The 26,662-nt window shown below is 68.0% G+C and carries 25 protein-coding genes and 1 pseudogene; 16 read left to right on the top strand and 10 right to left on the bottom strand.

Features of this window, described 5'->3' with window-relative positions; translation table 11 throughout:
* Positions 1–60 precede the first annotated feature (60 nt).
* Positions 61–426 carry an Rv2175c family DNA-binding protein gene (locus tag DBO33_RS12200; protein ID WP_107655130.1) on the bottom strand — a complete coding sequence of 122 codons (366 nt, stop codon included), beginning with the start codon at positions 424–426 and terminating at the stop codon, positions 61–63.
* A 161-nt stretch (positions 427–587) separates the two neighbouring features.
* Between DBO33_RS12200 and pknB the strand changes: the two genes are divergently transcribed.
* Entirely contained in the window at positions 588–2,534 is a 1,947-nt protein-coding gene (gene pknB / locus DBO33_RS12195) for a Stk1 family PASTA domain-containing Ser/Thr kinase (protein WP_107660194.1), read from the top strand.
* A 136-nt stretch (positions 2,535–2,670) separates the two neighbouring features.
* Here the strand turns inward: pknB and DBO33_RS12190 are convergent, their stop codons facing one another.
* On the bottom strand, positions 2,671–4,056 hold the full coding sequence (locus DBO33_RS12190; protein ID WP_107655129.1) for a class II 3-deoxy-7-phosphoheptulonate synthase: 1,386 nt from the start codon (positions 4,054–4,056) through the stop codon (positions 2,671–2,673).
* A gap of 188 nt (positions 4,057–4,244) precedes the next feature.
* On the opposite strand from DBO33_RS12190, the pseudogene DBO33_RS12185 reads away from it, so the two are divergent.
* Positions 4,245–4,658, top strand: a pseudogene (locus tag DBO33_RS12185) (polyadenylate-specific 3'-exoribonuclease AS); the annotation flags it as partial.
* Between the two features lie 306 nt (positions 4,659–4,964).
* Here DBO33_RS12185 and qcrB read toward each other — a convergent pair.
* Genes qcrB through ctaE form a run of 4 tightly spaced genes read right to left on the bottom strand, consistent with a single transcriptional unit; the run spans position 4,965 to position 9,370 of the window.
* Positions 4,965–6,578 carry a cytochrome bc1 complex cytochrome b subunit gene (gene qcrB / locus DBO33_RS12180; protein ID WP_107655128.1) on the bottom strand — a complete coding sequence of 538 codons (1,614 nt, stop codon included), beginning with the start codon at positions 6,576–6,578 and terminating at the stop codon, positions 4,965–4,967.
* Positions 6,575–7,813 (bottom strand): cytochrome bc1 complex Rieske iron-sulfur subunit, encoded by a 1,239-nt coding sequence (qcrA, locus tag DBO33_RS12175; RefSeq protein WP_267897882.1) that lies wholly within the window; start codon positions 7,811–7,813, stop codon positions 6,575–6,577. The genes qcrB and qcrA overlap by 4 nt, the downstream gene beginning before the upstream one ends.
* Positions 7,814–7,836: 23 nt before the next feature.
* Positions 7,837–8,700 (bottom strand): cytochrome bc1 complex diheme cytochrome c subunit, encoded by an 864-nt coding sequence (qcrC, locus tag DBO33_RS12170; protein ID WP_199856591.1) that lies wholly within the window; start codon positions 8,698–8,700, stop codon positions 7,837–7,839.
* Positions 8,701–8,758: 58 nt separating this feature from the next.
* The gene (gene ctaE / locus DBO33_RS12165; RefSeq protein ID WP_107655127.1) at positions 8,759–9,370 is read right to left on the bottom strand and encodes an aa3-type cytochrome oxidase subunit III; all 612 of its coding nucleotides are present in this window, start codon (positions 9,368–9,370) and stop codon (positions 8,759–8,761) included.
* Between the two features lie 240 nt (positions 9,371–9,610).
* On the opposite strand from ctaE, the gene DBO33_RS12160 reads away from it, so the two are divergent.
* From DBO33_RS12160 to DBO33_RS12150, 3 genes are all read left to right on the top strand, one after another.
* Positions 9,611–10,039 carry a hypothetical protein gene (locus tag DBO33_RS12160; protein ID WP_107655126.1) on the top strand — a complete coding sequence of 143 codons (429 nt, stop codon included), beginning with the start codon at positions 9,611–9,613 and terminating at the stop codon, positions 10,037–10,039.
* Between the two features lie 82 nt (positions 10,040–10,121).
* A complete protein-coding gene (gene trpD / locus DBO33_RS12155; protein ID WP_107655125.1) occupies positions 10,122–11,183 on the top strand; it encodes an anthranilate phosphoribosyltransferase in 1,062 nt (353 codons plus the stop codon).
* 174 nt (positions 11,184–11,357) lie between these two features.
* On the top strand, positions 11,358–11,642 hold the full coding sequence (locus DBO33_RS12150; protein ID WP_107655124.1) for a hypothetical protein: 285 nt from the start codon (positions 11,358–11,360) through the stop codon (positions 11,640–11,642).
* 19 nt (positions 11,643–11,661) lie between these two features.
* Here DBO33_RS12150 and DBO33_RS12145 read toward each other — a convergent pair whose 3' ends face one another.
* Together DBO33_RS12145 and DBO33_RS12140 are read right to left on the bottom strand one after the other, a co-directional pair.
* Positions 11,662–11,937 (bottom strand): Lrp/AsnC family transcriptional regulator, encoded by a 276-nt coding sequence (locus tag DBO33_RS12145; RefSeq protein WP_107655123.1) that lies wholly within the window; start codon positions 11,935–11,937, stop codon positions 11,662–11,664.
* Between the two features lie 4 nt (positions 11,938–11,941).
* Positions 11,942–14,065, bottom strand: a complete 2,124-nt coding sequence (locus DBO33_RS12140; protein ID WP_107655122.1) for a DEDD exonuclease domain-containing protein — start codon at positions 14,063–14,065, stop codon at positions 11,942–11,944.
* Between the two features lie 620 nt (positions 14,066–14,685).
* Here DBO33_RS12140 and DBO33_RS12135 point away from each other — a divergent pair.
* From DBO33_RS12135 to DBO33_RS42710, 11 genes are all read left to right on the top strand, one after another.
* Positions 14,686–15,258 (top strand): C40 family peptidase, encoded by a 573-nt coding sequence (locus DBO33_RS12135; protein ID WP_107655121.1) that lies wholly within the window; start codon positions 14,686–14,688, stop codon positions 15,256–15,258.
* A 263-nt stretch (positions 15,259–15,521) separates the two neighbouring features.
* Positions 15,522–16,550, top strand: a complete 1,029-nt coding sequence (locus tag DBO33_RS12130; RefSeq protein WP_234390797.1) for an NlpC/P60 family protein — start codon at positions 15,522–15,524, stop codon at positions 16,548–16,550.
* An 83-nt stretch (positions 16,551–16,633) separates the two neighbouring features.
* Positions 16,634–17,629: a hypothetical protein gene (locus tag DBO33_RS12125; RefSeq protein ID WP_107655119.1), complete on the top strand. Its 996-nt coding sequence runs from the start codon at positions 16,634–16,636 to the stop codon at positions 17,627–17,629.
* Positions 17,630–17,704: 75 nt separating this feature from the next.
* Complete coding sequence (locus DBO33_RS12120; RefSeq protein ID WP_107655118.1) at positions 17,705–18,832, top strand: glycosyltransferase family 4 protein; 1,128 nt, start codon at positions 17,705–17,707, stop codon at positions 18,830–18,832.
* A gap of 213 nt (positions 18,833–19,045) precedes the next feature.
* Positions 19,046–19,429: a polyketide cyclase / dehydrase and lipid transport gene (locus tag DBO33_RS12115; RefSeq protein ID WP_107655117.1), complete on the top strand. Its 384-nt coding sequence runs from the start codon at positions 19,046–19,048 to the stop codon at positions 19,427–19,429.
* A 58-nt stretch (positions 19,430–19,487) separates the two neighbouring features.
* A complete protein-coding gene (locus DBO33_RS12110; RefSeq protein ID WP_107655116.1) occupies positions 19,488–19,925 on the top strand; it encodes an SRPBCC family protein in 438 nt (145 codons plus the stop codon).
* Positions 19,922–21,226, top strand: coding sequence for an ArsA family ATPase (locus DBO33_RS12105; protein ID WP_234391351.1), 1,305 nt, complete (start codon positions 19,922–19,924; stop codon positions 21,224–21,226). The genes DBO33_RS12110 and DBO33_RS12105 overlap by 4 nt, the downstream gene beginning before the upstream one ends.
* On the top strand, positions 21,219–21,938 hold the full coding sequence (locus tag DBO33_RS43945) for a hypothetical protein (RefSeq protein ID WP_234390796.1): 720 nt from the start codon (positions 21,219–21,221) through the stop codon (positions 21,936–21,938). Before DBO33_RS12105 ends, DBO33_RS43945 begins: the two co-directional genes overlap by 8 nt.
* Positions 21,935–22,942, top strand: a complete 1,008-nt coding sequence (locus tag DBO33_RS12095) for an ROK family glucokinase (protein ID WP_107655114.1) — start codon at positions 21,935–21,937, stop codon at positions 22,940–22,942. Before DBO33_RS43945 ends, DBO33_RS12095 begins: the two co-directional genes overlap by 4 nt.
* Positions 22,943–23,199: 257 nt before the next feature.
* Positions 23,200–23,928, top strand: a complete 729-nt coding sequence (locus tag DBO33_RS12090) for a lysophospholipid acyltransferase family protein (RefSeq protein ID WP_107655113.1) — start codon at positions 23,200–23,202, stop codon at positions 23,926–23,928.
* 564 nt (positions 23,929–24,492) lie between these two features.
* Complete coding sequence (locus DBO33_RS42710) at positions 24,493–24,915, top strand: hypothetical protein (protein ID WP_159080225.1); 423 nt, start codon at positions 24,493–24,495, stop codon at positions 24,913–24,915.
* A gap of 170 nt (positions 24,916–25,085) precedes the next feature.
* On the opposite strand, the gene DBO33_RS12080 is transcribed toward DBO33_RS42710, so the two are convergent.
* Positions 25,086–25,700, bottom strand: a complete 615-nt coding sequence (locus tag DBO33_RS12080) for a TetR/AcrR family transcriptional regulator (protein ID WP_159080224.1) — start codon at positions 25,698–25,700, stop codon at positions 25,086–25,088.
* A gap of 30 nt (positions 25,701–25,730) precedes the next feature.
* Positions 25,731–26,645, bottom strand: a complete 915-nt coding sequence (locus tag DBO33_RS12075; protein ID WP_107655110.1) for an SDR family oxidoreductase — start codon at positions 26,643–26,645, stop codon at positions 25,731–25,733.
* Positions 26,646–26,662: the final 17 nt, after the last annotated feature.

Genomic DNA, 26,662 nt, shown 5'->3' with positions numbered 1-26,662 from the left:
ATGGTCGCTGGTCTAGATCGTTCAGCGACCATATGACTCGCTGCTATGTGCGCGACTTATTCAGAACGGGTCTGCGGCGGCGCGGCGGATGACCTCACGCGCCAGCGGACCGTGCAGGGCGTCAACCGGCGTACCGGGAAGACTGTCGTCCTCGGTGAAGATCCATTCCAGGATCTCCTCGTCGGTGTATTTGGCGTCCTTCATCACGGTGATCAGCCCGGGCAGGAATCTGACCACCCCTTCGTCGTCGAAGAATCGTTCGGGCACGCTCACGACGCCGTCGCGGCGGACGGCGAGTAGTTGGTGGTCACGCAGCATCTGATGGACGCGGGTCACCACGAGCCCGAGTCTGTCGGCCACCTCGGGCAGCGGCAGCAGTGCCACGGACTCCGGAAGGACATCATCACTGCAGGGAAATGCACTCACGCGGATAACGGTAGACGGTCGCTCGCAGCAAGTCGTGAGACACCCGGGTGCGTTTGGTCGATACCATCGTGAGGGCCGCACGGGGCGGTCGATCGCTTGTGGGACGAACCGCGAGGGGTGAGAACTTTGTGAAAGCCGGAGGACATCAATTGATCGGCCAGATGCTGGAAGGGCGCTATCGGATCGATGCGCCGATCGCCCGCGGCGGCATGTCGATGGTCTTCCGGGGCGTCGACACCCGCCTGGACCGGCCGGTGGCCATCAAGGTGATGGACCCGAAGTTCGCCGGTGATCCGCAGTTCCTGTCGCGTTTCGAGTTCGAGGCCCGCGCGGTCGCCAAGTTGAAGCATTCGTCGCTGGTCGCGGTATACGACCAGGGTGTCGACGGCGAGTATCCGTTCTTGATCATGGAGTTGGTCGAGGGCGGCACGCTGCGCGAGTTGCTGCGCGAGCGTGGCCCGATGCCGCCGCACGCGGTGCGCGCGGTGGCCGAGCCGGTGCTCGCCGCGATCGGTGTCGCGCATTCCGCGGGGCTGGTGCACCGGGACGTCAAGCCGGAGAACGTGCTGATCTCCGATGCGGGCGAGGTGAAGATCGCCGATTTCGGCCTGGTTCGCGCGGTCGCGGCGGCCAATACGACGTCGGCCAGCGTGATTCTCGGCACTGCCGCGTACCTGTCCCCCGAACAGGTGACCACCGGCACGGCCGACGCGCGCAGTGACGTGTACTCGTTCGGCCTGCTGATCTTCGAGCTGCTCACCGGGAAGGTGCCGTTCACCGGCGATACCTCGCTATCGGTGGCGTATCAGCGGATCGAGAACGACGTGCCGAGCCCGAGCCGGTTCATCGCGGGTGTGCCGCCGGAGTTCGACGAGCTGGTCGCCAAGGCGACCGCGCGCGAGCCCGCGCACCGGTTCGCCGACGCCAACGAGATGGCGGCCGCGCTGCGGCACATCGGCGCGAAACTGAACCTGCCGCCGTACCGGGTGCCCGCGCCGCAGGAGTCGGCCGAGCATTTGAGCGCCAGCTACAAGGTGGCCACGCCGCCCCCGCAGCAGGCCGCGGCGATGCCCGCGCCGGAGCCCTACACGCCGCCGACGGTGCAGCACACGAAGGTGGTCACCGCGCCGCGGCCGCGGGTGGATTACGGTCCGCCGGACGGCTACGACGAGCAACCGGTGCGGCAGCAGCACGCGGCGTCGCCGTATCAGGCCTACGCGCCCGACCGCAGCAGGTCACGCCGCACGACGTGGGCGTGGGTGGCCATTGTGGCGATTCTCACGCTGGTCGTAGGGGTCGGCGGCTGGTGGCTCGGTGTCGGCCGGTACTCCCCTGTGCCGGCGATCGCCGGAATGGACTCCGATCGTGCGATCGCGGCGCTACGGGATGCCGGGTTCGAGACCGAGCTTCGGCAGAAGGCCTCGGATGTGGTGCCGGTCGGCGGTGTGGTCGGCAGCGATCCGTCGGCGGGGTCACGGGTTACCAAGGGTTCGACGGTCGCCGTCCTGATCTCCAGCGGCAAGCCGAAGGTGCCCGACGTGCAGCCGGGTGATCCGATCACGAAGGTGAATCAGCTGATTCGCGATGCGGGGTTACAGCCGGTCGACTCCGGTGAGGTCGGCAATACCGCGCCGAAGGGGACGCTCGCCAAGGTCGATCCTGGTCCCGGCGTTGTCCTTCCGATGGGCGCGCAGGTAAAGGTGTACCGCAGCAAGGGTTCCCAGCCGGTGAAGGTGCCCGACGTGCGCGGCAAGTCGGGCGACGAGGCCACGAAGATCCTCACCGCGGCCGGTATCTCGGTGCGCGAGACCAGGTCTCAGTTCGATCGCAGCATCGAGGCGGACAAGGCCATCGGCACCGACCCGGCCGCGGGCACAACCATCCAGTCCGGTGACGGCGTCGCCCTGCTGGTCTCCAACGCCTTGAAGATGCCCGATGTGCGCGGCTGGACCGTCGCCAACGCCCGAGCCAAGCTGCAGTCCCTCGGTGTCCAAGTAGAGGTGAAACAGCTTGTGGCGAGCGACAGTTCGCTCATCGTCTCGCAAACCCCGGGTGTCGGTGCGAACATCGAGTCGGGTAACACCGTCTCGCTGGTTGCCCTGCCTTAGGCACTGACGCTATCGGCTGCTCCCTCAGCGCACCTGTGGGGTTCGGTCACGACGTCGAGCGTCGGCTGCCACCATCCGTGTCCCGGGCTACTACCGGGACACGGACGGACTGATCAGCTGATCCAGAACTGCTTGCTCAGCGCAGCATTTCGGCGACGAGGAAGGCGAGTTCCAGCGACTGCTGGGTGTTCAGGCGGGGGTCGCAGGCGGTTTCGTAACGACCGGACAGGTCCAGATCGGAGATGTCCTGCGCGCCACCGAGGCACTCGGTGACGTCCTCACCGGTGAGCTCGATGTGCAGCCCACCGGGGTGGGTGCCGAGCGCGTGGTGCACCTCGAAGAAGCCCTGCACCTCGTCGACGATGCGGTCGAAGTGGCGGGTCTTGAAGCCGGTGGACGCCTCGTGCGTATTGCCGTGCATGGGGTCGCACTGCCAGATCACCTGGTGGCCGGTGGCCTGCACCTTCTCGATGATCGGCGGCAGCACGTCGCGGACCTTGCCGTTGCCCATGCGCGAGACGATGGTGAGCCGGCCCGGCTCGTTGTTCGGGTCCAGCCGCTCGACGTACTCCACCGCCATCTCGGGGGTGGTCGACGGGCCGATCTTCAGGCCGATCGGGTTGGCGATCAGTTCGGCGAGCGCGATGTGCGCGCCGTCGAGCTGCCTGGTCCGTTCGCCGATCCACAGGAAGTGTGCGGACAGGTCGTAGAGCACCGGCTCGCCCGCGGCGTTCTCGCTCAGGCGCAGCATGGCGCGCTCGTAGTCGAGGACCAGTGCCTCGTGGCTGGCGTAGATGCGGGCCTGCTTCAGGCTCGGGTCGTTCACCCGGCAGGCGGTCATGAACGCCAGACCGCGGTCGATCTCCTCGGCCAGCGCCTCGTACCGGGCCCCGGCGGGCGACTTGGCGACGAAGTCACGGTTCCAGTCGTGCACCTTGTGCAGATCGGCCATGCCCGCGCCGGTCAGCGCGCGCACCAGGTTCATCGCGGCGCTGGCGTTGGCGTAGGCGCGCACCAGCCGCGACGGGTCGTGCTCGCGCAGCGCGGCGTCGGCCACCAGCGCGTTGACCATGTCACCGCGGTAGGACTTGAGGCCGAGCGAATCGGTGTCGGAGGAACGCGGTTTCGCGTACTGGCCGGCGATGCGGGCCACCTTCACCACCGGCATGCTGGCGCCGTAGGTGAGCACGACCGCCATCTGCAACAGGGTGCGGATGTTGCCGCGGATGTGCGGCTCGGTGTTGTCGGCGAACGTCTCGGCGCAGTCGCCACCCTGCATCAGGAACGCCTCGCCGCGGGCCACCTCGGCCAGCTGCTCGCGCAGCTCCTCGACCTCGGCGGGCACGCAGATCGGCGGCACGCTCTCCAGCACTGTGCGCATCTGCGCCGCCTGCCCCGGATCCCACGACGGCTGCTGTAGCGCGGGGCGGCCGAGCGCCTCGTCCAACCGCCTGCGTAACTCGGTGGGCAGCGGCGGCAGTTCCGGCAGGCGATCGATCGGTACGTCGACGGTCCAGTTCACCCGTTCAGAATACGGACCACTCGGACGCCGCGGGTACCCACCATAGGGGTGGTACTGACCACCACCCCGGTGATCGATCCGCGGATCCGAGCCCGGCTGCCGATCCGGCCCCTATTCCACATAGGGTGATTGTTCGGAAGTACGCCCGACCGATCCGGCGCCATACCGAATTGCTGAGGAGTAGACCGATCTCGCTTCGATACTTTTACGACTGCGAATTCATCGAGGACGGGGTCGTCATCGACCTGGTCTCCATCGGTGTGGTGTGCGAGGACGGGCGCGAATACTACGCGGTGTCCACCGAATTCGATCCCGAGCGGGCCGGCCCGTGGGTGCGCAGGCACGTGCTGCCGCAGCTGCCCTCGCCGTCCTCGCCGCTGTGGCGCAGCAGGAAGCAGATCCGCGACGACCTGTACAAGTTCCTGGTGCCGCGCTCATCCGTGGTGCCCGAGCTGTGGGCCTGGGTCGGCGCCTACGACCACGTCGCACTGTGCCAACTCTGGGGCTCCATGGTCGACCTCCCCACCGCCTTCCCCCGCTACACCAACGAACTGCGCCAGCACTGGGAAGCCCACGGCCGCCCCGAACTACCCCCCGTCCCCCNCACGGTAGATATAGAGTGAACTGACGGCGGAGGGAAGGAGCATTTATGAAAGAGCAAGAAAGGATAGTTGTGTTGAGTTGTGTTTTTTTTTTTTTTTTTAAAAGAAAAGGCGGGAATAGGATTTTTGGTGGGTCCGGGGGGGCGGGGAGTTTTGTAAAAGAGACGGGCCCCCCCCCCCCCCCCCCCCGCCACAACCTGGCCAAGTTCGAGGCCATCGAAGCCTCCCGCCGCAGCACACCGCGGTTGTAGACCAAAAGCAAAGGCCCCGAGTCGAAACCGACTCGGGGCCTTTGTTGTTCAGCTGTCAGTGGCTGTGCTTGCCACCGAGTTCCTTCTCCTGACGCGCCTGCAGCACCTTGAGCTGCTTGTGCTCTTCGGCGTGCTCGGTCTCGAAGTGCTGCTCGCTCTCCTGCCACGGGTCGGGGCGCAGGAAGCTGCCGGTGCCGGGCTTGCCCGCGGAACCGAGCTTGTTCATCTTCTTCGGGACGGTCGCGCCCTGGTACTCCAGCGGGATCGGGTGGCCGTGGTCGTCGACCGGGCCGAGCGGCTGGTGCACCTCGATGTACTCACCGTGCGGCAGTCGCTTGACCACACCGGTCTCGATGCCGTGCTCGAGCACCTGACGGTCGGCGCGCTGCAGGCCGATGCAGAACCGGTACGCCACGAAGTACGCGACCGGCGGCACGACCAGGATGCCGATGCGGCCCATCCAGGTGGTGGCGTTCAGCGAGATGTCGAACTTCAGCGCCACGATGTCGTTGACACACGACAGGGTGAGCACCACGTAGAAGCCGATCGACATGGCGCCGATCGCGGTACGGACCGGCACGTCGCGCGGACGCTGCAGCAGGTTGTGACCGGCGGTGTCGCCGGTCAGCCGCTTCTCGATCCACGGGTACATGATCAGCACCGTGAACACCAGGCCCATGATCAGCGCCACCCAGAACACGGCGGGCACCGTGTAGCGACCCAGGTACAGCTCCCACGGCGGCATGAGCCGGGCCAGGCCGTCGGTCCACATCATGTAGAAGTCGGGCTGCGAACCCGCCGAGACCTGAGACGGGTTGTACGGGCCCAGGTTCCAGATCGGGTTGATCTGGAACAGACCGCCCATGATGCCGACGATGCCGAGGGTAAACGCGAAGAACGCGCCCTGGTCGGCGGCGAACACCGGGATGATGCGGGCGCCGACCACGTTGTTCTCGGTGCGGCCGGGTCCGGGGAACTGGGTGTGCTTCTGGTACCAGACCAGCGCCACGTGCGCGGCGATCAACGCGAGGATGATGCCGGGCAGTAGCAGCACGTGCGCGATGTAGAGGCGCGGAATGATGATCGTGCCGGGGAAGTCCCCGCCGAAGATCAGCCAGTGCATCCAGGTGCCCGCGATCGGGATACTCATCGTGATACCGCCGAACGCGGCCCGCAGGCCGGTGCCGGACAGCAGGTCGTCGGGCAGCGAGTAACCGAAGAAGCCCTCGAACATGGCCAGGATCAGCAGCAGCGAGCCGATCACCCAGTTCGCCTCACGCGGCTTGCGGAACGCGCCGGTGAAGAAGATGCGGAACAGGTGAACGATGATCGACGCCGCGAAAAGCAGCGCGGCCCAGTGGTGCACCTGGCGGACGAACAGACCGCCACGCACCTCGAAGGTGATGTCGAGCGAGGTCTCGTAGGCCCGCGACATGGTGACGCCGCGCAACGGCTGGTAGGAGCCGTTGTAGACGACCTCGGTCATCGACGGATCGAAGAACAGCGTCAGGTAGACACCCGACAGCAGCAGGATGATGAACGCGTACAGCGCGATCTCACCGAGCAGGAACGACCAGTGGGTCGGGAAGACCTTGTTGATCGACCGCTTCATGAACGCGGCGGCTTGATACCGCTCGTCCATCTCGTTGGCTTGGGTTGCGATACTCATGAACGACGCTCCCAGTAGGCCGGGCCGAGCGGCTCGATGAAGTCGCCGTTGGCGACGAGGTAGCCCTCGGAGTTGACGGTGATCGGCAGCTGCGGCAGTGCGCGAGCGGCGGGACCGAAGACCGGCTTACCCCATTCGGTCGCCAGGAACTGCGACTGATGGCAGGGGCAGAGGATCTTGTTGGTCTGCGACTCGAACAGCGACGTCGGGCAACCGAGGTGGGTGCAGATCTTCGAGTAGGCGAAGTAGTCGCCGTAGTTGAAGCTCTCCTGGCCCTTACGCTTGATCGCCTTCTGCGCGTCTTCGGTGCGCAGGCGGATCAGCATGACCGAGTTGCGGATACCGCGCAGCGACTGCAGCGTGGCGTGCTCGTCGCCGCGCCACTTCTCTTTCCACGGGAACACCGTCTCCATGCCGCCCGCGTCCATGTCCTCGGGGCGGACCAGCACGATGTCCTCCGGGCGACCGGTGTCGCGGCGGATGTAGATGGTCTCGCCCGGGAAGTCCGGGGTCCAGCCGGAGACCCACAGCGGCGACTTGTCGCCCTTGGCCCACGGGTTCTTCACCATGCCGCCGACGAAGACCAGCAGCGCGCCGATACCGAGCACACCGACACCGGCGCCCGCGGTCCGCGTGATCATCTTGCGGCGGGCCAGCGTGGAGGTGTCCAGCGCGTCCTGCAGCTCGGCGACCAGCGTGCGTCGCTCGACCTCGGGCGACGGGCCGTCGTGGCGGTCCTGGATGGACAGCTCGGCGGGGATGAACAGCTTGCGGATCAGCACCACCGCGACACCGATGACCAGCACCGAGACACCGAAGGTGACGCCGACCAGCGGGGTGAACAGCGAGTAGGCCGTGTGCCCCTCGTCGTCGGAGGGTTTGAACTGCCAAGGCCAGAACAGGTAGACGCCGACCAGCGCCGCCGCGGCGATGCCGGAGACGGCGAACCAGAAAGCGACCGCGCGCTCGGCGCGCTTCTCGGCGCGGGTGCCCGGAACCGGGAACCGCTCGCGCCGGTAGGCGACGTCGACGCCGTCGCGCTCGGTGCCGAGCTTGACCAGCTCGTCGCGGCTCATCGCGTCGAGTTCGGCCTCGGTGTAGTCCTTCTTCAGCGCGTGGCTGCCGGACTCCGCCACGGCGTGGCCGTCGGAGCCGGCGACCACCTCGTGGGAACCGTGGCCCGTGGATACGTTCGACGGCTCGCCGCCGTCGTGGCCCTCATCCGGCCGACCCATGTCGTTTGGCTCCTTCTTATCCGTCATGACCTCGAACCGATCCAAATCGCGGCACCGACGACCGCCGTGATACCGATCACCCACATGACCAGACCTTCGGTCGCGGGTCCGAAGCCGCCGAGGTCCCAGCCGCCGGGGGCGTTCTCCTCTTTGGCGTTCATGACGTAGGCGATGATGTCGCGCTTCTCTTCCGGCGACAGCTGCCGGTCGGAGAACTTCGGCATGTTCTGCGGGCCGGTGAGCATCGCGTCGTAGACCTGCTGCTCGTTCGCCGGCGCCAGCGGAGGCGCGAACTTACCGGAGGACAGCGCGCCGCCGCGACCGGTGAAGTTGTGGCAGGAGGCGCAGTTCATCCGGAACAACTCCGAACCGCGGGCGATGTCGGGGCCGCGCAGCGACTCCTGGGCGATCTCGCCGTTCGCGTCGCGCACCACGCTCGGGCCGCCACCGTTGGCCGCCACGTACGCCATCAGCGCGTCGGTCTGGTGCTCGTCGAACTTCGGTGGCTTGCGCATCGCCTGGGCCTCGTTGCGGGCCATCGGCATGCGGCCGGAAGACACCTGGAAGTAGACGGCGGCCTCACCGACACCGATGAGGCTGGGGCCGCGGTCCTGGACACCCTGCAGGTTCGCGCCGTGGCAGGTGATGCAGGAGGTGTCGTAGAGCTGCTGGCCCTCGCGGATCAGCGCCGAGGAATCCTGGTTCGCGGTCGCGACCTGCGGGTCCGGCGTCAAAGCCGCTGCCAGGAAGCCTGCTCCGACGAGGCCCACCAACAGCGCGAGCCCGCCCGCGATGCGACGGCGAACGCGGCGCTGCCTGCGTGTCTTGCTGGCCTCGCCGTTCCCGTTGCTTGCGGGCTCTGGCGCTGACGGGGGAGATGAACTCATCTGTGTCCCTTTGGAGTAGACGGAACCGACGTGTGCAAAAGACTGAGGTATGCCCGACTCAGCGGACGAAGTAGATCGTGGCGAACAGCCCGATCCACACGATGTCGACGAAGTGCCAGTAGTACGAGACGACGATCGCGGCGGTCGCCTGCGCGGGGGTGAACTTACTGCCCTTGGTGCGGATCAGCAGGAATACGAACGCGATCAGACCGCCGATGACGTGCAAACCGTGGAAACCGGTGGTGATGTAGAACACCGAGCCGTAGGCGCTGCTCGAGACCGAGGTGCCCTCGTGAACCAGGTTCATGTACTCGTAGCCCTGACCGAGTACGAAGATCGTGCCCATGATCAGGGTGACCACGTACCAGCGGCGCAGGCCGAACACGTCGCCACGCTCCGCGGCGAACACGCCCATCTGGCAGGTGAACGACGACGCGACCAGCACGGTAGTGACCGGCACGGCGAGCTTGAGATTCAACTCGGTCGGTTCCGGCGGCCAGACACCATGCGCCTGGGCGCGCGCGACGAAATACATCGCGAAGAGGCCGGCGAAGAACATCAACTCGCTGGACAGCCAGATGATGGTACCGACGCTGACCATGTTGGGCCGATTCAGCGAGTGCACACGCTGGGTAATGGCCGATCCGGGGGTCCCTACTGCGGTCGTCACGGGGGTAAGTATGACTCGTCGTAGTACGACACAAGTACCCGGGTGCGAAACTTGTGCCTCCGTGTCGGAAAACCCACGGACAGACAGCCTCTCGACCAGGGCTCGGCGTGTTGGAGCGGGCCCGCTCGTGGTGTGGCGGCGTCGGTCGGGACGTGTTTACCGGTCGGGGTCCGCGTGCCGACAGGTAGCCGGAGCACAGCATGACAGGTGTGCGTAAGTAAAAGCTGAGATGGAGGCGATGTGGCAGCGCGTGGATGGCGTCGATGGTTCGGGCGCGGCGGTCCGGCGCCGCTGGATCCGAGCCGGGCGGATCTGGTGGTGGTCGCGGCGAGTTTCGATGACGCCGAGGCCTGTTCGGCGGCCTTGGCGCGGGCCACTGAGCTGACGCCGGATGCGGAAGCGGTGCTGCGCCATCACCTGCGGATACCGCCTGCGCAGGTCGAAACGGTGTGCGCGATCGCGGCGCAGGACGGATACGCGCCGGCGCCGCGGGTCGGCGGGCCGGGGACCGATGCGCTGGAGACGGTGATTCTGCAGCGGGTGCAGGTGCTCGACGCGTTGCACTGTTCGCAGGAGCGGTCGCGGAGGGCGGGGTTGGCGCGGCGGCACGACGGGACCGCCGATGGGTGGGACGCGCTGCAACCGCGGGCCACCAGCGAACAACTTTAAGGACGGGCTCTGCCCCGACAGCGCGCAGTAAGCTGCTTCGCGACAAACTGGTGTGAAACCAGTGTGACGGGAGAAGCAAGACATGAACGTGCGCAGCTGGGCCCAGGTGCTCGGAACCCTCGCCGACGGTGGCGACCTGGCCGCGGACGACACGGCTTGGGCGATGGACGAGATCATGTCGGACAACGCCACCTCCGCCCAGATCGCGGCGTTCGGCGTCGCCATGAAGATCAAGGGCCCGACACCCGCCGAACTGACCGGCCTCGCCACCGGCATGCTCGACCACGCCAGGCTGGTGCGGATCGACGGCGACGCGGTGGACATCGTCGGCACCGGCGGTGACCGATCCGGTTCGGTGAACATCTCCACCATGTCCTCGATCGTGGTGGCCGCGGCCGGGGTGCCGGTGGTCAAGCACGGCAACCGGGCCGCCTCGTCCAAGAGCGGCGGCGCCGACGTGCTGGAGGCGCTCGGGGTGCGGTTGGCGCTGGGGCCGGAGGCGGTGGCGCGCTGTGTGCGGGAGGTCGGCATCGGCTTCTGTTTCGCACCGGTGTTCCATCCCGCGCTGCGTTTCGCGGGTGCGGCGCGCAAGGAAATCGGCATTCCTACTGTCTTCAATGTGCTCGGGCCGCTGACGAATCCGGCGCAGCCGCGCGCCGGGCTGGTCGGGTGTGCGTTCGCCGATCTGCTTCCGGTGATCGCAGGTGTTTTTGCCGGGCGCGGGGCGAGCGCGCTGGTGGTGCGGGGCAACGATGGGCTCGACGAGATCACCACCTCCGACACGACGGCGGTGTGGGTGGTGTCCGGTGGGCAGATGCGGGAGGCCACCATCGATCCGACTCGCCTCGGTATCGCGCGCGTCGGGCTGGAGGCGTTGCGCGGCGGTGACTCCGCGGTCAATGCGGGTGTGGCGCGCAGTGTGTTCGCCGGAACCGCCGGTGCGGTGCGGGACGCGGTGCTGGTGAACTCGGCGGCGGCCATAGTGGCTTACGACCTGTCCCAAGGGACCGTCGACTACGCGGCCGACGTGCACGACGCGCTGGCTGGGGGCATCGAGCGGGCTGCCGAGGCCATTGATTCGGGTAAGGCGGCTGCGCTGCTCGACAATTGGGCGAAGTTGACCGTCACGCTCGGCAATCGCTGACCGCGTCGGCTGCATTCACGCTTCACAGCCGATCGGAGTGCGTCGCAAATACTTGCGCGCAGCGATAGCCAGAGGACATAAGATGCGGTTAGAGCGTTAGCTGGAGCGGTACGTTTCATGGCCGACTCGGCGCGAGCCCCGTGTCGACCGGCCTCGACCGACGAGGAGCGCAGCATGAAACACAGCGTGCGTGTCGCACTCGGGATGCTTTCAGTGGTGGCCGTGTGTGTCGCCGCCCCTACGGCAGGTGCGGCGGAGGGCGAACTGCTCGTCGACGGCACCGACTACGGCGGGCAGTCCGGCTGCATCGACCTCGGCCCCAATGCACCACGCAAATTCGTCAACAAGAGCGACCGTGTGGTGACCATCTATATGAACGCCCAGTGCATGGGCGCCGCCTCCGGGATCCTCGCGGGCCGATCGACCGGCACCTATACCGGCAAATCGATGATCCGCTGATCCCGGCGACGTCGCCGGTTCACTCCCCCAGCGAGAACCCGGCTTCCACGTCGGCGCTGGAGTAGGACTTGAACGCGATGTGGGTGATGGTCCTGGCGACACCGTCGACCTTGTCGATCCGGCCCGTCACCACGTCGGCGATCTGTTCGTGGTCGCGCACCCGCACGATCGCGATCAGATCCACATCGCCTGCGCAGGAATACACCTCGGCGACACCTTCGGTGTCCGCCACGGCCTGCGCGGTCTCTGGAATGCGGCCGTTGTCGGCGTCAATGAGCACGATCGCGGTAATCATGCGCTCAGCCTAAGCGGTCCACGTACTCCTCCTCAGCGGGTTGGGCCCGCGCCGCCGCATCCGCCACCTCCGCCCACCCCAACCACCGCCCCGCCCCGAACCTCGGCTCCCGATACCCCTCACTCGTCCGCACGATCCGCACCCCCGCCCGCGCCAACCACCGCGCAACAAGCGCCGCCTCCTCCGGCGAGGCCCCGCGCAACGGCGGCACATTCACCGGCACCCAATCCCCCGGCGCGATGGGCGGGGCAGCGTCGAGCTCCGGCTCGGCAGGCGGCAAGGCGGCCGGTCCCGCCTCGGCACGCGGCAAGGCGACAGACCCCGGCCCGGCAGGCGGCAGGGCGGCCGGCCCCGGCCCGGCAGGCGGCAAGGCGGCCGGCCCCGGCCCGGCAGGCGGCAAGGCGGCCGACGCCGGCTCGGCAGGCCGCAAGACGGCAGCCCCCGATCCGGCAGGCGGCAAGGCGGCAGGCCCCGATTCGGGAGGCGATGGTGCGGCGGTGTGGGGCGCGGGCACTCCACCGCTGGGGGCGGAGCCGACTTCGGCCGGGAGGTCGGCGATCTGCTCCTGAATGCCGACCCCCATCCCTCCTTCGGGGATCACGGTTTCGGCGGAAGCGACGATCTGTTCCACGACGACCATCGGCGGCACGCCGCGGGGCGCGGTCCCCGCGCCCGCGAGGCGGCCGTAGCGGATGACCGCGAACTCCCATCCACCCGCGCCGTCCGGGTGGGCGGCGATCAGCTCCGCGATGCGGGCGACGGCGGCGAGGCGCTGGGTGCGGTGCAGGGCGCGGATGACGGCGACGACGCGGTCGCGCAGCCGGGCGGCGGCCTCGAAATGCTCGGCGCGGGAGTAGGTTTCGATGCGGTCGAGCATCGAGCGGAGTGGGGCATCGGAGTAACCCGCGAACAGTGCGCGGACCAGGGCGGGGGTCGGCGCGTATTCCTCTGTATTAATAGGAGTCCCGGCGACGGCCGCCGGGCAGCCGCCGACGACCGCCGGCGGGCAGGCGTGCACACCGCTTCTGGGCAGCCGGGTGGCGCAGGTGCGCAAGCCGGTGTACTCGGCGATGATCAGCGCCAGTTCGGCCGCGTCGGCGCGAGAGTTGAACGGCCCCAGCGCATCTCGGTTCGGCGTGCGAACGACCGAGAATCGCGGGAAGGGCTCGTCGGTGAGCGTGATCCACCATGCCCGCTTCGGAAACTTGGAGCGACGGTTGTAGGGCGGCGTGTGCGCGACGAGCAGTCGCAGCTCGCGCACACCGGCTTCCAGCGCGTGCGCGCACACCACATGGTCGACCCGGGTGGCCAGGGCGACCATCTCTTTCATCCGGCCGCGCGTCTCCGAACCGGTGAAGTAGTTGCGCACGCGGCGCCGCAGATTCACCGCGGTACCGATATAGAGGACTTCGTCGGCCGGGCCGCGGAACAGGTACACGCCGGGACTCGCGGGCAGGTCGGCGGCGAGGAACCGCTTCGCGCGCTGGCGCGGGGTGACGTCGGGCAGGTAGTCGACCAACTCGGTGAGGCTGTGCACGCCTTGATTGCCGACCCGGGCGATCAGCGCGTGCAGCACGTCGACGGTCGCTCGCGCGTCGTCCAGCGCCCGGTGCGTCGGCTGGGTGCTCGCGCCGAGCAGCCGGGCCAGCGCGCTCAACCGGACCGACGGCGCCTCGTCCCGCCCGAGCACCCGCCGGGCCAGCTTCACGGTGCACAACACCGTCGCGGTGGGCCACGCGGTGTCGCAGGCGGCCGCGGCGGCGCGCAGGAACGCCATGTCGAACCGCGCGTTGTGCGCGACGAGCACCGCGCCTGAGGCGAATTCGAGGAAACCGGGCAGCACCGAGGCGATGGTGGGCGCCGCGTACACCATGGCCGTGGTGATCCCGGTGACCTGCACGATCGCCGGTGGCACCGCCCGCCCGGGGTTGACCAGGGTGGCGAACTCGCCGAGCACCTCGCCGCCGCGCACTTTGACCGCGCCGATCTCGGTGATCGCGTCGGCGCCCGGACTGGTCCCCGTGGTCTCCAGGTCGACGACGACGAAGGTGGTGTCGAACAGCGGCGTGTCGAGGTCGTCGAAGACCAACTGCTGAGCGGCGGCTTTGCGTGGCGCGGGGTCGGACACGGGCTGGAGCGTAGGCGGGGGGTCCGACAAGGACGGGGCTCGCGCGGGCATGCTTCGCCGCACACGAAAACCTCAGCAAAATGTCCGAATTACACCGTGCGTATTTACGTCGAGATACCCAGGAAATGATCTAGAACGCCGAAAAGTGACACAGCTCACATCGTTGCATAAACCGTATCAATCGCTCGGGCGTGTCGAGCAGCCCGGGCGGGCCGCTTCCCGCTCACTGTGACCGATCACAGCGGGTTGGCCGACCGGTCGGTCCCCGACCCGTACATGTCGGCGAGATGAACGGAGCGACCTGGGGAAATGTCCAATCGGTTCACACCGGACCACCGAGTGGCCATGGCATCGCTGACCGAGATAACGAACGAGACGCTCGTCCATAAAAGCGCTTCGTTATCGTTTCGTGATTGCTGGGACATATCTCACACTGATTAAGCGTGAATTCACGCGCGCCCACGCATTTCGCCGGAGCCGGGCTTTACAAACCCCCGTGATGTGTTCGTAACCTTTTCGAGACCTCACGGAGTCCGACGCACCAACTCGGTGTGAACGACACGAAGTCCGCGGCACCAGTCAGGGTGCGGCGTCGTGGGGCAGATTGGGAGTACCGCATCATGACGACCAAATCCGTCAAGCGTTCGGCGCAGCGTGCCGTCGCCGCCGGGGCCGTCGGCGCTGCCACCATCGGCGCGTTCCTGCTTCCGGCCGCCCCCGCATCGGCGCAGCCGGTGACCATCCCCGGTATCGGCACCTTCGAGGTGCCGAACGAGATCCAGATCCCGCAGGGCATCCCGGGCGTCGAGCTGCCCGGCCAGGCGCCGCTGCCGTTCGTCGCCCCGAAGCGCACGGTCGGCGAGGAAGCCCTCGACGCCGCCATGAGCAAGCTCGGCGCCCCGTACGTGTACGGCGCCGCGGGCCCGAACGCCTTCGACTGCTCCGGCCTGGTGAAGTGGTCCTACGAGCAGGCCGGCCTGGAGCTGCCGCGCACCAGCGGCGCCCAGCTGTCCGCGGGTAGCCCCGTGTCGATCGACGACCTGCAGCCGGGCGACCTGGTGTCGTTCTACGGCGGCGGCCACTCCGGCCTGTACGCCGGCGACGGCAACGTGGTGCACGCGGCCACCTCCGGCACGCCCGTGCAGGTGGCACCCATCTCCTCGATGCCGATCGCCGGAGCCCGTCGCTTCTGACGAACCGCTGGTCGGGCCGTACGTCGCGGCCCGACCACCGGACGGCCGCTGTGATCATTTCGTTCTCTACTGGACACAGACGCAGGCCGTTCCGTAACCTAATCGAGACCTTCTCGAATTACCCGAGGCACGCAGTTCGCAAACCTCGTTTCGCGAGGAAGGCGCTCGTCGGTCAGATCGTCGGTTCCAGAGAGATCGTTTCACCAGAGAGCGGGGCACGGCACGCTGTGGCAGCACACCGGAGACATGGCACACGACGTCTGGTGGGCGGCGTCCTGGCGGCCGGAGTGCTGGCCACCACCGCCCTCTACGGTGGCGGTCCGGCCGGTGCTGATCCGGTCGCGCTACCGAGCACAGCCAGCGAGGCCGTGCAGCGCATGATCGACCTCTCGCGCCAGTCCGAGCAGCTCAACGAGCAGGCCCTCGTCGCGCAGACCGATCTCGACGCCAAGCTCGCGATCCAGCAGGACGCCGACACCAAGCTCGCCGCCAGCACCGAGCTGGTGAACCGGGCCCGCGACGAGGTGCGCAAGTACCAGCCGATCATCGACCGCACCGCGATCGCCGCCTACCAGGGCGCGCGCACCAACCGGCTGTTCGCCGTGCTGGTCAGCGATTCCCCGCAGCAACTGCTCGACCAGATGTCCACCCTGGACGTGCTCGCCGCGCAGACCTCCGCGCAGCTGGACCAGTACAAGGTCGCGACCGACGCCGCCGACGCGGCCGAGACCGTCGCGCGCCGAGCCGCCGACGAAGCCCACGCGGCCGCCCAGAAGGCCGACTCGGTGCGCGCCGACCTGGAACGCAAACGCAGCGACCTCGGCGGCGCCATCGCGCAGGTGGTGCAGGCGTGGGGCTCGCTGTCCACCAGGGACAAGTCCGCGCTGGCCGGCTCGCCCTTCCCGCCCGGCTTCGACCGCGACACCCTGCTGCAAGGCCTGGTCCCCGGCAGCGGCACCAGCGCCCTGGCCGCAGGTCTCACCCGCATCGGCGACCCGTACGTCTGGGGCGCGACCGGCCCGAACCAGTTCGACTGCTCAGGGCTCGTGCAGTGGGCGTTCAAGCAGGTCGGCAAGAACGTGCCGCGGACCAGTTCGGCGCAGGCGTCTTACGGCACGCCCGTCGCCAAGGACGATCTGCAACCCGGCGACGTCGTGTTCTTCTACCCCGAGATCTCTCACGTCGGCATCTACGCGGGCAACGGACTCATGTTGCACGCCTCCACCTTCGGTGTCCCGGTCGCCGTGGCACCCATGAGCACCACGCCGTACAACTCCGCTCGGCGATACTGAACACCTATGAATGGACATGACCTGTCCAACCCTTTCCCCGCCGGGGTGATCTCGGCTGCGGGCGCACGTCACGAGGTGGAGTCATGAGTGGGCTGCGGGGCCTTCGCGAGTGGTGGTCGGCGCGGCGACGATTCGAGTTCTGCCTCACCGTCGCGATGATGGTCACGCTGACCGGTCTCTGCGGCGCGCTGGTAATGCTGCCGAACTCGGCACTGCCGAAACCGCATGCGGCAGAGGCGACCGACGCCGTCGGCCAAGCTCCGGCCACCGACCCGCGACTCGCCGAGGTGCGCCGCAGCATCGAACCGTTCGGCCCGATCGTCGCCCGCCAGGTGAGCACCGGCGACGGACAACAATCCCTGGTCGTCGGCCATCCGGCGCAGCGCATCGAAATCGACGTCCTGGAGCGTGAACTCGCCGCCGCGACCACCGCGGTCACCGAGGTGTGGGGCACGGACTGGGCGCAGGCCAGCACGGTCGTCGTCGCCTCGTCCCCCTCGGAGTTCGCCGGCCTGGTGCACGCGGGTGCCACCATGTCGGCCGAGGTCGCTGCTGCCTCCGTCGCCGACCCCTTCGCGCCGGGCAGCCAGCCGACCGGACAGCGCATCGTGTTCAGCCCCGACGCGGGCCGCCGCCTCGACCCGGATGGTCTGCGCACCCTGCTCCGCCACGAACTCACCCACATCGCCACCCGCGCCGACACCCGTGACGGTGCGCCCCTGTGGATGCTCGAAGGTTTCGCCGACTACACCGCCCACCGCGACCAGGGCCGCCCCTTCGCCGACATCGCCCCGAGCCTCACCGCGCGGGCCCGGCTGCACGCCCTCCCGGGCGACCTCCCCGCCGACGCCGGCTTCACCGGCCCCGACGCCGCCGCCAGCTACGAACAAGCCTGGTCCGTCTGCGCCTACCTCGCCGACAAATACGACGAACCCCGCTTGGTCGAGCTCTACCGCCGGATCGCCGCCGACCGCCAGACCCCGGCGACCGAAGATCAGATTCTGCAAACCGTGCTCGGCCTCAACCGCACCGAATTCGTCGCCGACTGGCGTAATTGGCTGTCCGCGCAGACGATCTGAGCCGCACCGCGAGTCACCCGGCGGCCACGAACACGCCGCGGCGGCGCGGCAAATCGCACACAGTAGGTTGTCACCATGGCCCGAACTCTGCTGGTGACCAATGATTTCCCGCCGCGGCCGGGTGGTATTCAGTCCTATCTGCAGGCCTTGGCCGGGCAGCTGCCGCCGGATGATCTCGTGGTCTACGCCCCGCGCTGGCGCGGCGACAGCCATCTGAAGTTCGATGCCAAGCAGAAGTTTCAGGTGGTCCGCCACCCCACCACGCTGATGCTGCCGACCCCGCTGGTGATGCGCCGCGCCGCGCGCCTGCTGCGCAGCGAGAAGTGCGACACCGTGTGGTTCGGCGCCGCCGCGCCGCTCGCGCTCATGTCGCCGGTGCTGCGCCGCGCGGGTGCCGAGCGCATTTTGGCCAGCACGCACGGGCACGAGGTCGGCTGGTCCATGCTGCCCGGCGGCAGGCAGGCGCTGCGCCAGATCGGTGAGCACACCGACGTGGTCACCTACGTCAGCAAGTACACCCGGGGCAGGTTCGCGTCGGCGTTCGGGCGCAATGCGGCGTTGGAGTATCTGCCGCCGGGTGTGGACACCGACGAGTTCCGGCCCGACCCGGCCGCGCGCGCGGAACTGCGCGACCGATACGGGCTCGACGACCGGCCGACTATTTTGTGCCTGTCCCGCCTGGTCCCCCGCAAAGGTCAGGACGCGCTGATCGTCGCCATGCTCGAGATCCGTACCCGCGTGCCCGGTGCCGTGCTGGTGATCGCGGGCGGCGGACCTTACGAGGAAAAGCTGCGCCAACTCGCCGTCGCCCTCGGGGTCGAGGACGATGTCATCTTCACCGGGCGCGTACCGTCCGGTGAGCTGGCCGCCCACCACACGCTGGCCGATGTGTTCGCCATGCCGTGCCGCACCCGTGGTGCAGGCTTGGACGTCGAAGGGCTCGGCATCGTCTATCTCGAAGCGTCCGCCTCCGGCGTGCCCGTGGTCGCGGGCCGGTCCGGTGGCGCACCGGAAACCGTCATCGAAGGGGAAACCGGGCGCGTCGTGGACGGCCGCTCCGCACAGCAGATCACCGACGCGCTGGTCGATATTCTCTCCGATCGCGACGCGGCCGCGCGGATGGGTGCCGCTGGGCGCGCCTTCGTGGAGGAACACTGGCGCTGGGATTCCCACGGTGCCCGGCTCCGGCACCTACTGCGGTGACCGCCAGCTCCGCCGATTTCCGGGATCCGGCGGTGCTGTCTCACCAGGCACGAGGGGCCGACGGAAGCCAGCGGATGGCGCAGCCCACGCCGCGTGCCGCAAGGCGAGCGGAGCGAGGCGTCGCCGGGGCAGGTCATCCATTAGGCTCAGCGGCGTGAGGCAGCGAAGCATGGACGCAGCGCCGGTGGGCACGCACGCTAGCGAGGTGGAGTCGTGACTACGATCCAGGTCGCCGACCAGACGTTCGTCGCCGCGCCGGGAACCGCCGTCGCCGATATCCTCGCGGCCCAGAACAATTGGCGCCGCTGGTGGCCGGACCTGACCTTGGTCGTCCGGGAAGACCGCGGCGACAAGGGAATCCGCTGGACCGTGTCCGGCGCGCTGGACGGCACCATGGAGGTCTGGTTGCAGCCCGCACTCGACGGCGTCATCGTGCACTACTTCCTGCACGCCGAACCGCAGCCCGCCCTGCCGGCGAGCCGCGCGGCCGCCGCCAACCGCGCGCGCCGGGTCGCCGGCCGCAACATGTCGTTCGAACTGAAATCCCGGCTGGAGGCAGGTCGCCCGGCCGGTGTCGCACCTGCCCACGCCTCCTGACGCGCACGCCGCCGGCTGCCGTCACCAGCACCGACGCTGAAAGGAACAGCTGTCCGCTATGGCCGACAGGACCCAGAGGTCGATCATCATCGAGGCCCCGTCGCAGCAGGTGATGTCCGTCATCGCCGACCTGGAGTCCTACCCCGAGTGGGTCGCGGCGGCGAAATCGGTGGAAGTACAGGACAAAGACCCGGACGGCCGGGCGCGCACCGCGCGATTCGTCCTGGACGCGGGCGTGGTGAAGGACAGCTACGTCCTCTCCTATACCTGGCGCCCGGACAACAAGGCGGTCAGCTGGACGCTGGTCAGCGGTGAGCTGCAGAAAGCGCAGAACGGCACCTACGAACTCATCGATCAGCCCAACGGTCACACCGAGGTCGTCTACACGCTGACCGTCGACTTGAACATCCCGATGATCGGCATGTTCAAACGCAAAGCCGAGAAGGTGATCACCGATACCGCGCTGAAAGAACTGAAGAAACGGGTCGAAGGCTGACGACGCACACGACCCGTGTCGAACTGTTCATCGGCAAAGGCGGGGTAGGCAAGACGACGCTGGCGTGTGCCACCGCCATGTCCTATGCCAGATCGGGCCGCCGTGTGCTGGTCGCCTCGCTCGACCAGGCGCATTCGCTCGGCGACGCGCTCGGCTTCCGTTTCCCGCACGATCCGGGCACCGTCACCGGGATCGCCACCGTGCTGCCCGGTCTCGACGTGATCGAGGTGGATTCCCTTGCGCTGCTGGAGGATCGGTTTCGCGACGTGGTCCGCGTGCTGTCGCCGGGCACCGGTCACGACCACGGCATCGATCTCGCCGCCCTGGACCCCGCCGAACTGACCGGCCTGCCCGGCGTGCAGGAACTGCTGATGCTCGTCGAGATCACCCAGTTCGCCAACGAGGACGACTGGGACGTGATCGTCATCGACTGCCCGCCCTCGGCCGACATGCTGCGCATCATCACCGCGCCGGACACCCTGCTCGGTTATCTGGAGCGGGTCTGGCCGCCGCACGCCAGAGCGATGAGCACGGTCGGCACCGACCTGCGCCGCGCCGTGCTGGCCGCGACCGTCGAACGGATCGTCAAGGCGGTCACCGAGGTCCGCGATCTGCTCGCCGACCATCGGCGCACCGGCGCGCGCCTGATCACCGTCGCCGAGCGGGTGACGCTCGCCGAATCCGAACGGGTGCGCTCCGCCGCCACGTTGCTCGGCTTGCGGCTGGACGCGGTGGTGGTCAACAAGGTGCTGCCGCCGACCACGCCCCTCGACCCCGCCGCCCCGCTCGACAGCGCGCACCCCGCGGTGCACTGGTATCTGAACCGGCGCGCCGAACAGCTGGCCGCGATCGCCGAATTAGAACGCGCGATGCCGGGTATCCCCGTCCTGATCGCACAGCACACCGGACCGGAACCGATCGGACTGACCTCGCTCGCGGCCCTGTCGTACGCGGTGGACTCGGACAGGAACACCGGCGACCCAGCCTTTATGCTGAGCGACAGTCCGACGGAGGTTGACGCGAGTTCCGGCGAACCGATGGTTCGATGGGAATCAGGCAGCGGTCTGCACGCGATATACACACTGCGGATGCCCCTGCCCGTTGTCGATGCGGCGACACTGCGACTTGGCCGAGTGGAGGACGATTTGATCGTGGGAGCGGACGGTGTCCGGCGGCGAGTTCGCCTTGCGCCGGTATTGCGGCGGTGCACGGTCGACGGCGCCGAACTCGACGGTGGTCAGCTCGTGGTGCGATTCCGGCCCGACCCGGACTTATGGCCGGAAGGTAGCGGCGATGAGTGAGCGGAGCGGTGGGTTCTTCCGTCGTGGTGGACGGGACGAGTCTGCCGAGAGTCAGGGCACGCGGGGTTCCGACGCCGGGGACCGGGATGCCAGCGGCGATCCGACTGCGCATGGTTCCGATCAGGACGTCGACGGACTGAGCACTGCCGACAGTCCGGGCCGCAATGCCGAAGAAGCTGCTACGCCCGGTGATCGGACTGCAGGTGACTCGGGTCGTGCTGCCCAGGACGCCGACGCAGCCGATGCCGGGTCGCACTCGCAATCCAGTGGCCGGTCGAAAGGCGCTGCCGCGGAAGACGACCCGATCGACGGCCTCGCCGAGTTCGCCGCCGAGCTGAAGCTGCTCGCCGAATCCGTGCTCGAGCGCGTGGAACCGGTGTTGCGCCAAGCGGCCGACGGGCAGGTCGAGTGGTCGAGCTGCAACTGGTGTCCCGTCTGCGCGGCAGCCGCGTTGATGCGCGGTCAGCACCACGAGGTGCTCCAGTCGGTGGCCGATCACGGCACCGCGATCGTGACGGTGCTGCGTGAGGCGTTGGCCGGGGTACCGGTCGAGCCGGTCATGCCCGAGTCCGACCACGCCCGCCACCAGCACAATCACGGCGTGCCAACGGATTCGACGTCGACCGGCGCGGAACCCGCTGCCGGACACCACACATCGCGGACGAGCACCCGCTCCCGCTATGTCAGCATTCCCGTGACGATCAAGGCATGACGCACCGCATAGCAGGTGCGCGACCGCTGACCGTCGGAATCGACGTCGGCGGCACCAACATTCGCGCCTCCGTGATCGACACCAGCGGTGAGGTCCTCGACACCGTGCAAGCACCGACCCCGCACTCCGCCAAGGCGCTCGAGGACGCACTCGCCCGCTCCGTCCGCGAGCTGTGCGCACGGCACCCGATCGGCGCGGTCGGTCTGGCCGTCGCCGGGTTCATCAACGGCGACCGCTCCACCGTGCGTTTCGCACCGCACCTGCCCTGGCAGGACACCCCCGTCGCGCAGCGGCTCACCGAACGCCTCGAGCTTCCCGTCATCCTCGAGCACGACGCCAACGCCGCCATGTGGGCCGAGTATCGATTCGGCGCGGCGGCGGGCGGCCACAACGTGGTGCTCGTCGCGATCGGCACCGGCATCGGCGCCGCGCTACTCATCGACGGCCAGCTGTATCGCGGAACGCACGGCGTCGCACCGGAACTCGGGCACCTGCAGGTCGTGCCGCAGGGTCGCGCCTGCCCGTGCGGCAAACGCGGCTGCTGGGAAAGGTATTGCAGCGGAACGGCACTCGCCGACACCGCGATCGAGATGCTGGCCACCGATCCGGTCCGCTCGGTCCTGGCCAGGGATGTCTTCCGCGATCCCGGTTCACTCACCGGCCGCCGCGTTGCCAATGCCGCACAAGACGGCGACCCGCTCGCCGTCCGCGTCATGGAGGATTTCGCCCGCTGGCTCGGGCTCGGCTTGGCCTTCGTCAGCGACATCTTCGACCCCGACCTGGTCGTCATCGCCGGCGGCGTCAGCAGCTCCGCGCCGCTCTTCCTGGACGAGGCGCGCGAGGAATACGCTCGCTCGGTCACCGGTGCGGGTCACCGCCCGCTGGCCCGGATCCGCACCACCCAGCTCGGCGAAGCCGCGGGCATGATCGGCGCCGCCGACCTGGCCCGCGCCGCACTCATCGAAAGCGAACGCAAGTCCTCCCGAGTAGCCCGCAGCCACTGAGCTTTCCCCGGACAGTCGACGTTTCATCGCCTGCGGCAGTGGTATTCGGTGGTCGAAGACTTTGCTTCGGTCGCCGATGACCTCCCCGATCCGGCCGCCGAGGAATCAGCTGCCGGTCACCGATTACGGCGTATCCGCGTGCTCATGGCAGAGTGTGGTGAGATTCGCCGCTGCGGTTGGATGTGATCTGGCACCAGCGGTAAAGTCGGCAACTGACGCAGGTGCCCGCCTCTATCCCGGTCCGGGGGAAGGACGTCATGTTCTACTGGCTGCTGAAGTACGCGCTGCTGGGACCGTTCATGCATCTCTACAACAGGCCAACGGTCGAGGGCGTAGAGAACATTCCGGCGGACGGCCCTGCGATCATGGCGGGTAACCATCTCTCCTTCGCGGATTGGCTGTTCGCTCCGCTGATGAGTCCCCGTCGCATCAACTACCTGGCCAAGGCCGAGTATTTCAACACCCCGGGCATCAAGGGCGCCTTCCAGAAGTGGTTCTTCACCACCACCGGACAGTTCCCGATCGACCGCACCGGCGCCGACGCCGCCGAGGACGCCCTCAACGCCGCCCGCAAACTGCTCGACCAGGGCCGCCTCGTCGGCCTCTACCCCGAGGGCACCCGCTCCCCCGACGGCCGCCTGTACAAGGGCAAGACCGGCCTGGCCCGCCTCGCGCTGGAGACCGGCGTCCCGGTCATCCCGGTCGCCGTCATCGGCACCGACCAGGTGAGCCCGCCCGGACCCTTCCGCTGGCGTCGCCGCAAGGTCACCGTCAAATTCGGCACCCCCATCGACTTCTCCCGCTATGAAGGGATGGGCGGCAACCGCTTCGTCGAGCGCGCCGTCACCGACGAGGTCATGTACGAGCTCATGCAACTCGGCGGCCAGGAATACGTGGACGTCTACGCCGCCAGCCTCAAGAAGAACGTGCCCAGCGGCGCGCCCCGCGAAGAAGCAACTCGCATCCCGCACACCGCCGCCAGCTGAGCTACCCCAGCCATAGCCCGCCGACCAGCAGAATCGCTGGTCGGCGGAGCTGTCTGTAGCGCACGGTGGTCCACCACTCTTCGAGCAACGCCGCTGTCGGAGCTCGCCGGCATTTGTAGGACCTGCACCGTCAGGGCACTTCCTCCGGTGCGGTTGTCGTGGTGATTCCGTCCGATTGGGCCGGTGTTCGACAAACGACCGCGCATGCGCACGAAGAGATTTCGCGGCTATCGCCCGGTCGTGATTGTTTCGAGCTAGGTTAGCTGCCGACGCCTCGCAGGCGCCGAGGTCATACGTCTCGAATAGTGGGGGAACACGGTGTCGGTCGGAAGTGGGACCGGAGAGGGCAACGGTGGACCGGGAAGCAACGATCCGGGTGGCGAACCCGGATCTACTGTCCGGGACTGGCAGAAGATAGGTGCACTGCTCACCGCCGCAGGCTTGGTGGTCGCCATCATCTTCGGCGTCCAGGAGTGCTCGAGCTCGAACGGTACGACGAGTGGTACGAGCCCGACACCACCTAGCTCTGTGCCCGGCGGCCCGAGCAGCCCTACCTCGACCACGGTGCCGACCACTACGCCACCCGATGAGGAGTCACCGCTTCCATTCTCCACGGGTACTTTTCGCGACTCTCAACCCTGGAGCCAGACCAAAGACCTCGATAAAGATCCCTGGGACTTAGGCAACTGGCCGAATGACATCAACTATCTAACGGTAGGCCAGGACCATCTCGGAGGTGTGCAGCTGGTGCTGCTAGCCGACGGTGTCAGCGCGACGTACCGGACCTGTCGCAGCCAGTCGTACTCCCGGACTCAGATCAAGTGGACGGAAATGAAACCCGGCAGTGAGTTGTGTTTGCGCGTGCGAGATCCGAAGAACCCCGACAAGACCCGGGTCGGGCAGCTCACGATCGGATCGTTCCTCATCTCCGCCAAAGGTGTCACAGACGTGAGCTTCACCGGACAGGTGTGGGCGCCGATCCGCTGATCGACCACTGGCCGCCGACGTCGCGGCGCTGCGGACCGCGGTTGTGTGCCACGGGCTACCACCCGGCGCGTGGGCTTGTGGGAGCCCGCATTGTCATGGTTTCCGCCCTGTTGGCGGGGTTCTGGTGGCGCCGTCGGCATCTGTCGAAACCAGTGCCGCCGCGTCCGGACCTACGACTTGGCGAGGACGGCGGTCGTGAGATGGGTGGCGTAGTCGACTATTTCGGCGCGGGTAGCCCGGATCCGACCGGTGAGCCAGTCGAGGAAGAGGGAGACGAGGGCGCCGGACAGGGCGCTGATCGGCATGGTGAGGTGTTCCGTATGGAGCGACTGGCCGGGGGCGAATTGGGTGGCGACGAGGAGCACGAAATTGGGGAGGACGGCCGAGCCATGGGTGCGGAGGGTGTCGTCGGCGAGGGTTTCGCGGAACATGATTCGGCCGCGGCGCGGATCTTCCTCGAAGTACTGGGCGGCGGCATCGAAAGCCGCACGTAGGCGGGCGGTTTCGTCGCCGGGCGCGGTGGCCAACCGCGTCGTGACCGCGTCCAGCAGACCGTGCGCGACCTGGTCGTAGACGTCCACGAGCAGCGCTTCACGGTCAGGGAAACTCTCGTAGAAGTAGCGCAGGCTCAGCCCCGCCGTGCGGCAGACAGCCCGCATGGTGGTGGCCGCCGCGCCATCCGCGCCGAGCAGTTCGAACCCGGCACGCACCAATTGGTCCCGCCGCTCGGCGGAACGGTCGGCCATGGTGCTGCCGCGCCAGGTGTTGTCGGCTGACGAACTCACGGTGCTGATGATGCCACGGCCCTGTGGATGTCACGGCGCGGTCGGGTTCGGCGGTGCTGGTGTCATGGGGCGGTCGGGTTCGGCGGTGCGCGGCGAGACGCGCTGTTCCAGTCGTCGGATCAGGTCGTGCGTGCGCGGGTCCAGACTGAGATACCGGTCGAGCGCGACGTTGACCGCACCGCGTAGCAGGGCATACGGCTCCCAGACACTCGGAGCGATCGTGCGCGCCGCCCTATGGGTGATGCCGTCGGCGATGCTGGCGGCGGCCTCCGCGGCGGTGATGCGCCGGTTCAACGGCCATGGCAGCAATTGCCCGACGGCGCGGCCGAGTTCGTCCTCGTCGAGGGTGTGCTTGGTCATCGCGGTCTCCACGATGCCGAAGTAGGCGACCCCCGCGCTGGCCCCCGCCGGCGCGAGTTCGACCCGCAATGCGCGACCGAATTGCTCGACGCCTGCCTTGCTGATCATGTAGGGCGAGCCGCCCATGCCCGGCGCGAACGCGGCGCAGGACGACACCACCACGACATGCCCACGGGCCGCGACGATGTCGTCCAGGGCCGGGCGCACGGTATTGAACACCCCGGTCAGATTGATCGCGAGGACGCGGTCGAAATCGGCGGGGTCCATGGTGCGGATCGTCGCCGGGGTCGGCGTCACCCCGGCATTCGCGACCACGACATCGATCCGGCCGAACCGCTCCCGGACCGTCGCCAAGGCCGCGACCATCCCGTCCCGATCAGCGACATCGGCGCGAACCGCCAGCGCACGCTCTCCCAATTCGGCTGCGGCACTGCGCGCCTCGTCGAGGTCGACCATCGCCACCGCAGCACCCCGCCGGTGCAGTATTCGGGTCAATTCGAGCCCGATCCCCTGCCCCGCGCCGGTGATCACCACCACCCGGTCCCGCACCTCGAAACCGGCTGTCGGCCAACGCAAACCCAACATCAAACGATCCCCACCAT

Source organism: Nocardia suismassiliense (genome assembly GCF_900269665.1).
Taxonomy (GTDB): domain Bacteria; phylum Actinomycetota; class Actinomycetes; order Mycobacteriales; family Mycobacteriaceae; genus Nocardia; species Nocardia suismassiliense.
This window is presented reverse-complemented; position numbering and strand designations above follow the sequence as displayed.

What these genes read in the sequence shown, in the direction of transcription:
- trpD (WP_107655125.1), top strand. Translation starts at nt 10,122, where the DNA reads ATGAACGTGCGCAGCTGGGCCCAGGTGCTCGGAACCCTCGCCGACGGT.
- DBO33_RS12145 (WP_107655123.1), bottom strand. Translation starts at nt 11,937, where the DNA reads ATGATTACCGCGATCGTGCTCATTGACGCCGACAACGGCCGCATTCCA.
- DBO33_RS12135 (WP_107655121.1), top strand. Translation starts at nt 14,686, where the DNA reads ATGACGACCAAATCCGTCAAGCGTTCGGCGCAGCGTGCCGTCGCCGCC.
- DBO33_RS12150 (WP_107655124.1), top strand. Translation starts at nt 11,358, where the DNA reads ATGAAACACAGCGTGCGTGTCGCACTCGGGATGCTTTCAGTGGTGGCC.
- qcrB (WP_107655128.1), bottom strand. Translation starts at nt 6,578, where the DNA reads ATGAGTATCGCAACCCAAGCCAACGAGATGGACGAGCGGTATCAAGCC.
- DBO33_RS12075 (WP_107655110.1), bottom strand. Translation starts at nt 26,645, where the DNA reads ATGTTGGGTTTGCGTTGGCCGACAGCCGGTTTCGAGGTGCGGGACCGG.
- DBO33_RS12125 (WP_107655119.1), top strand. Translation starts at nt 16,634, where the DNA reads ATGAGTGGGCTGCGGGGCCTTCGCGAGTGGTGGTCGGCGCGGCGACGA.
- DBO33_RS12120 (WP_107655118.1), top strand. Translation starts at nt 17,705, where the DNA reads ATGGCCCGAACTCTGCTGGTGACCAATGATTTCCCGCCGCGGCCGGGT.
- DBO33_RS12090 (WP_107655113.1), top strand. Translation starts at nt 23,200, where the DNA reads ATGTTCTACTGGCTGCTGAAGTACGCGCTGCTGGGACCGTTCATGCAT.
- DBO33_RS12095 (WP_107655114.1), top strand. Translation starts at nt 21,935, where the DNA reads ATGACGCACCGCATAGCAGGTGCGCGACCGCTGACCGTCGGAATCGAC.
- DBO33_RS43945 (WP_234390796.1), top strand. Translation starts at nt 21,219, where the DNA reads ATGAGTGAGCGGAGCGGTGGGTTCTTCCGTCGTGGTGGACGGGACGAG.
- pknB (WP_107660194.1), top strand. Translation starts at nt 588, where the DNA reads ATGCTGGAAGGGCGCTATCGGATCGATGCGCCGATCGCCCGCGGCGGC.
- DBO33_RS12110 (WP_107655116.1), top strand. Translation starts at nt 19,488, where the DNA reads ATGGCCGACAGGACCCAGAGGTCGATCATCATCGAGGCCCCGTCGCAG.
- qcrA (WP_267897882.1), bottom strand. Translation starts at nt 7,813, where the DNA reads ATGGGTCGGCCGGATGAGGGCCACGACGGCGGCGAGCCGTCGAACGTA.
- qcrC (WP_199856591.1), bottom strand. Translation starts at nt 8,700, where the DNA reads ATGAGTTCATCTCCCCCGTCAGCGCCAGAGCCCGCAAGCAACGGGAAC.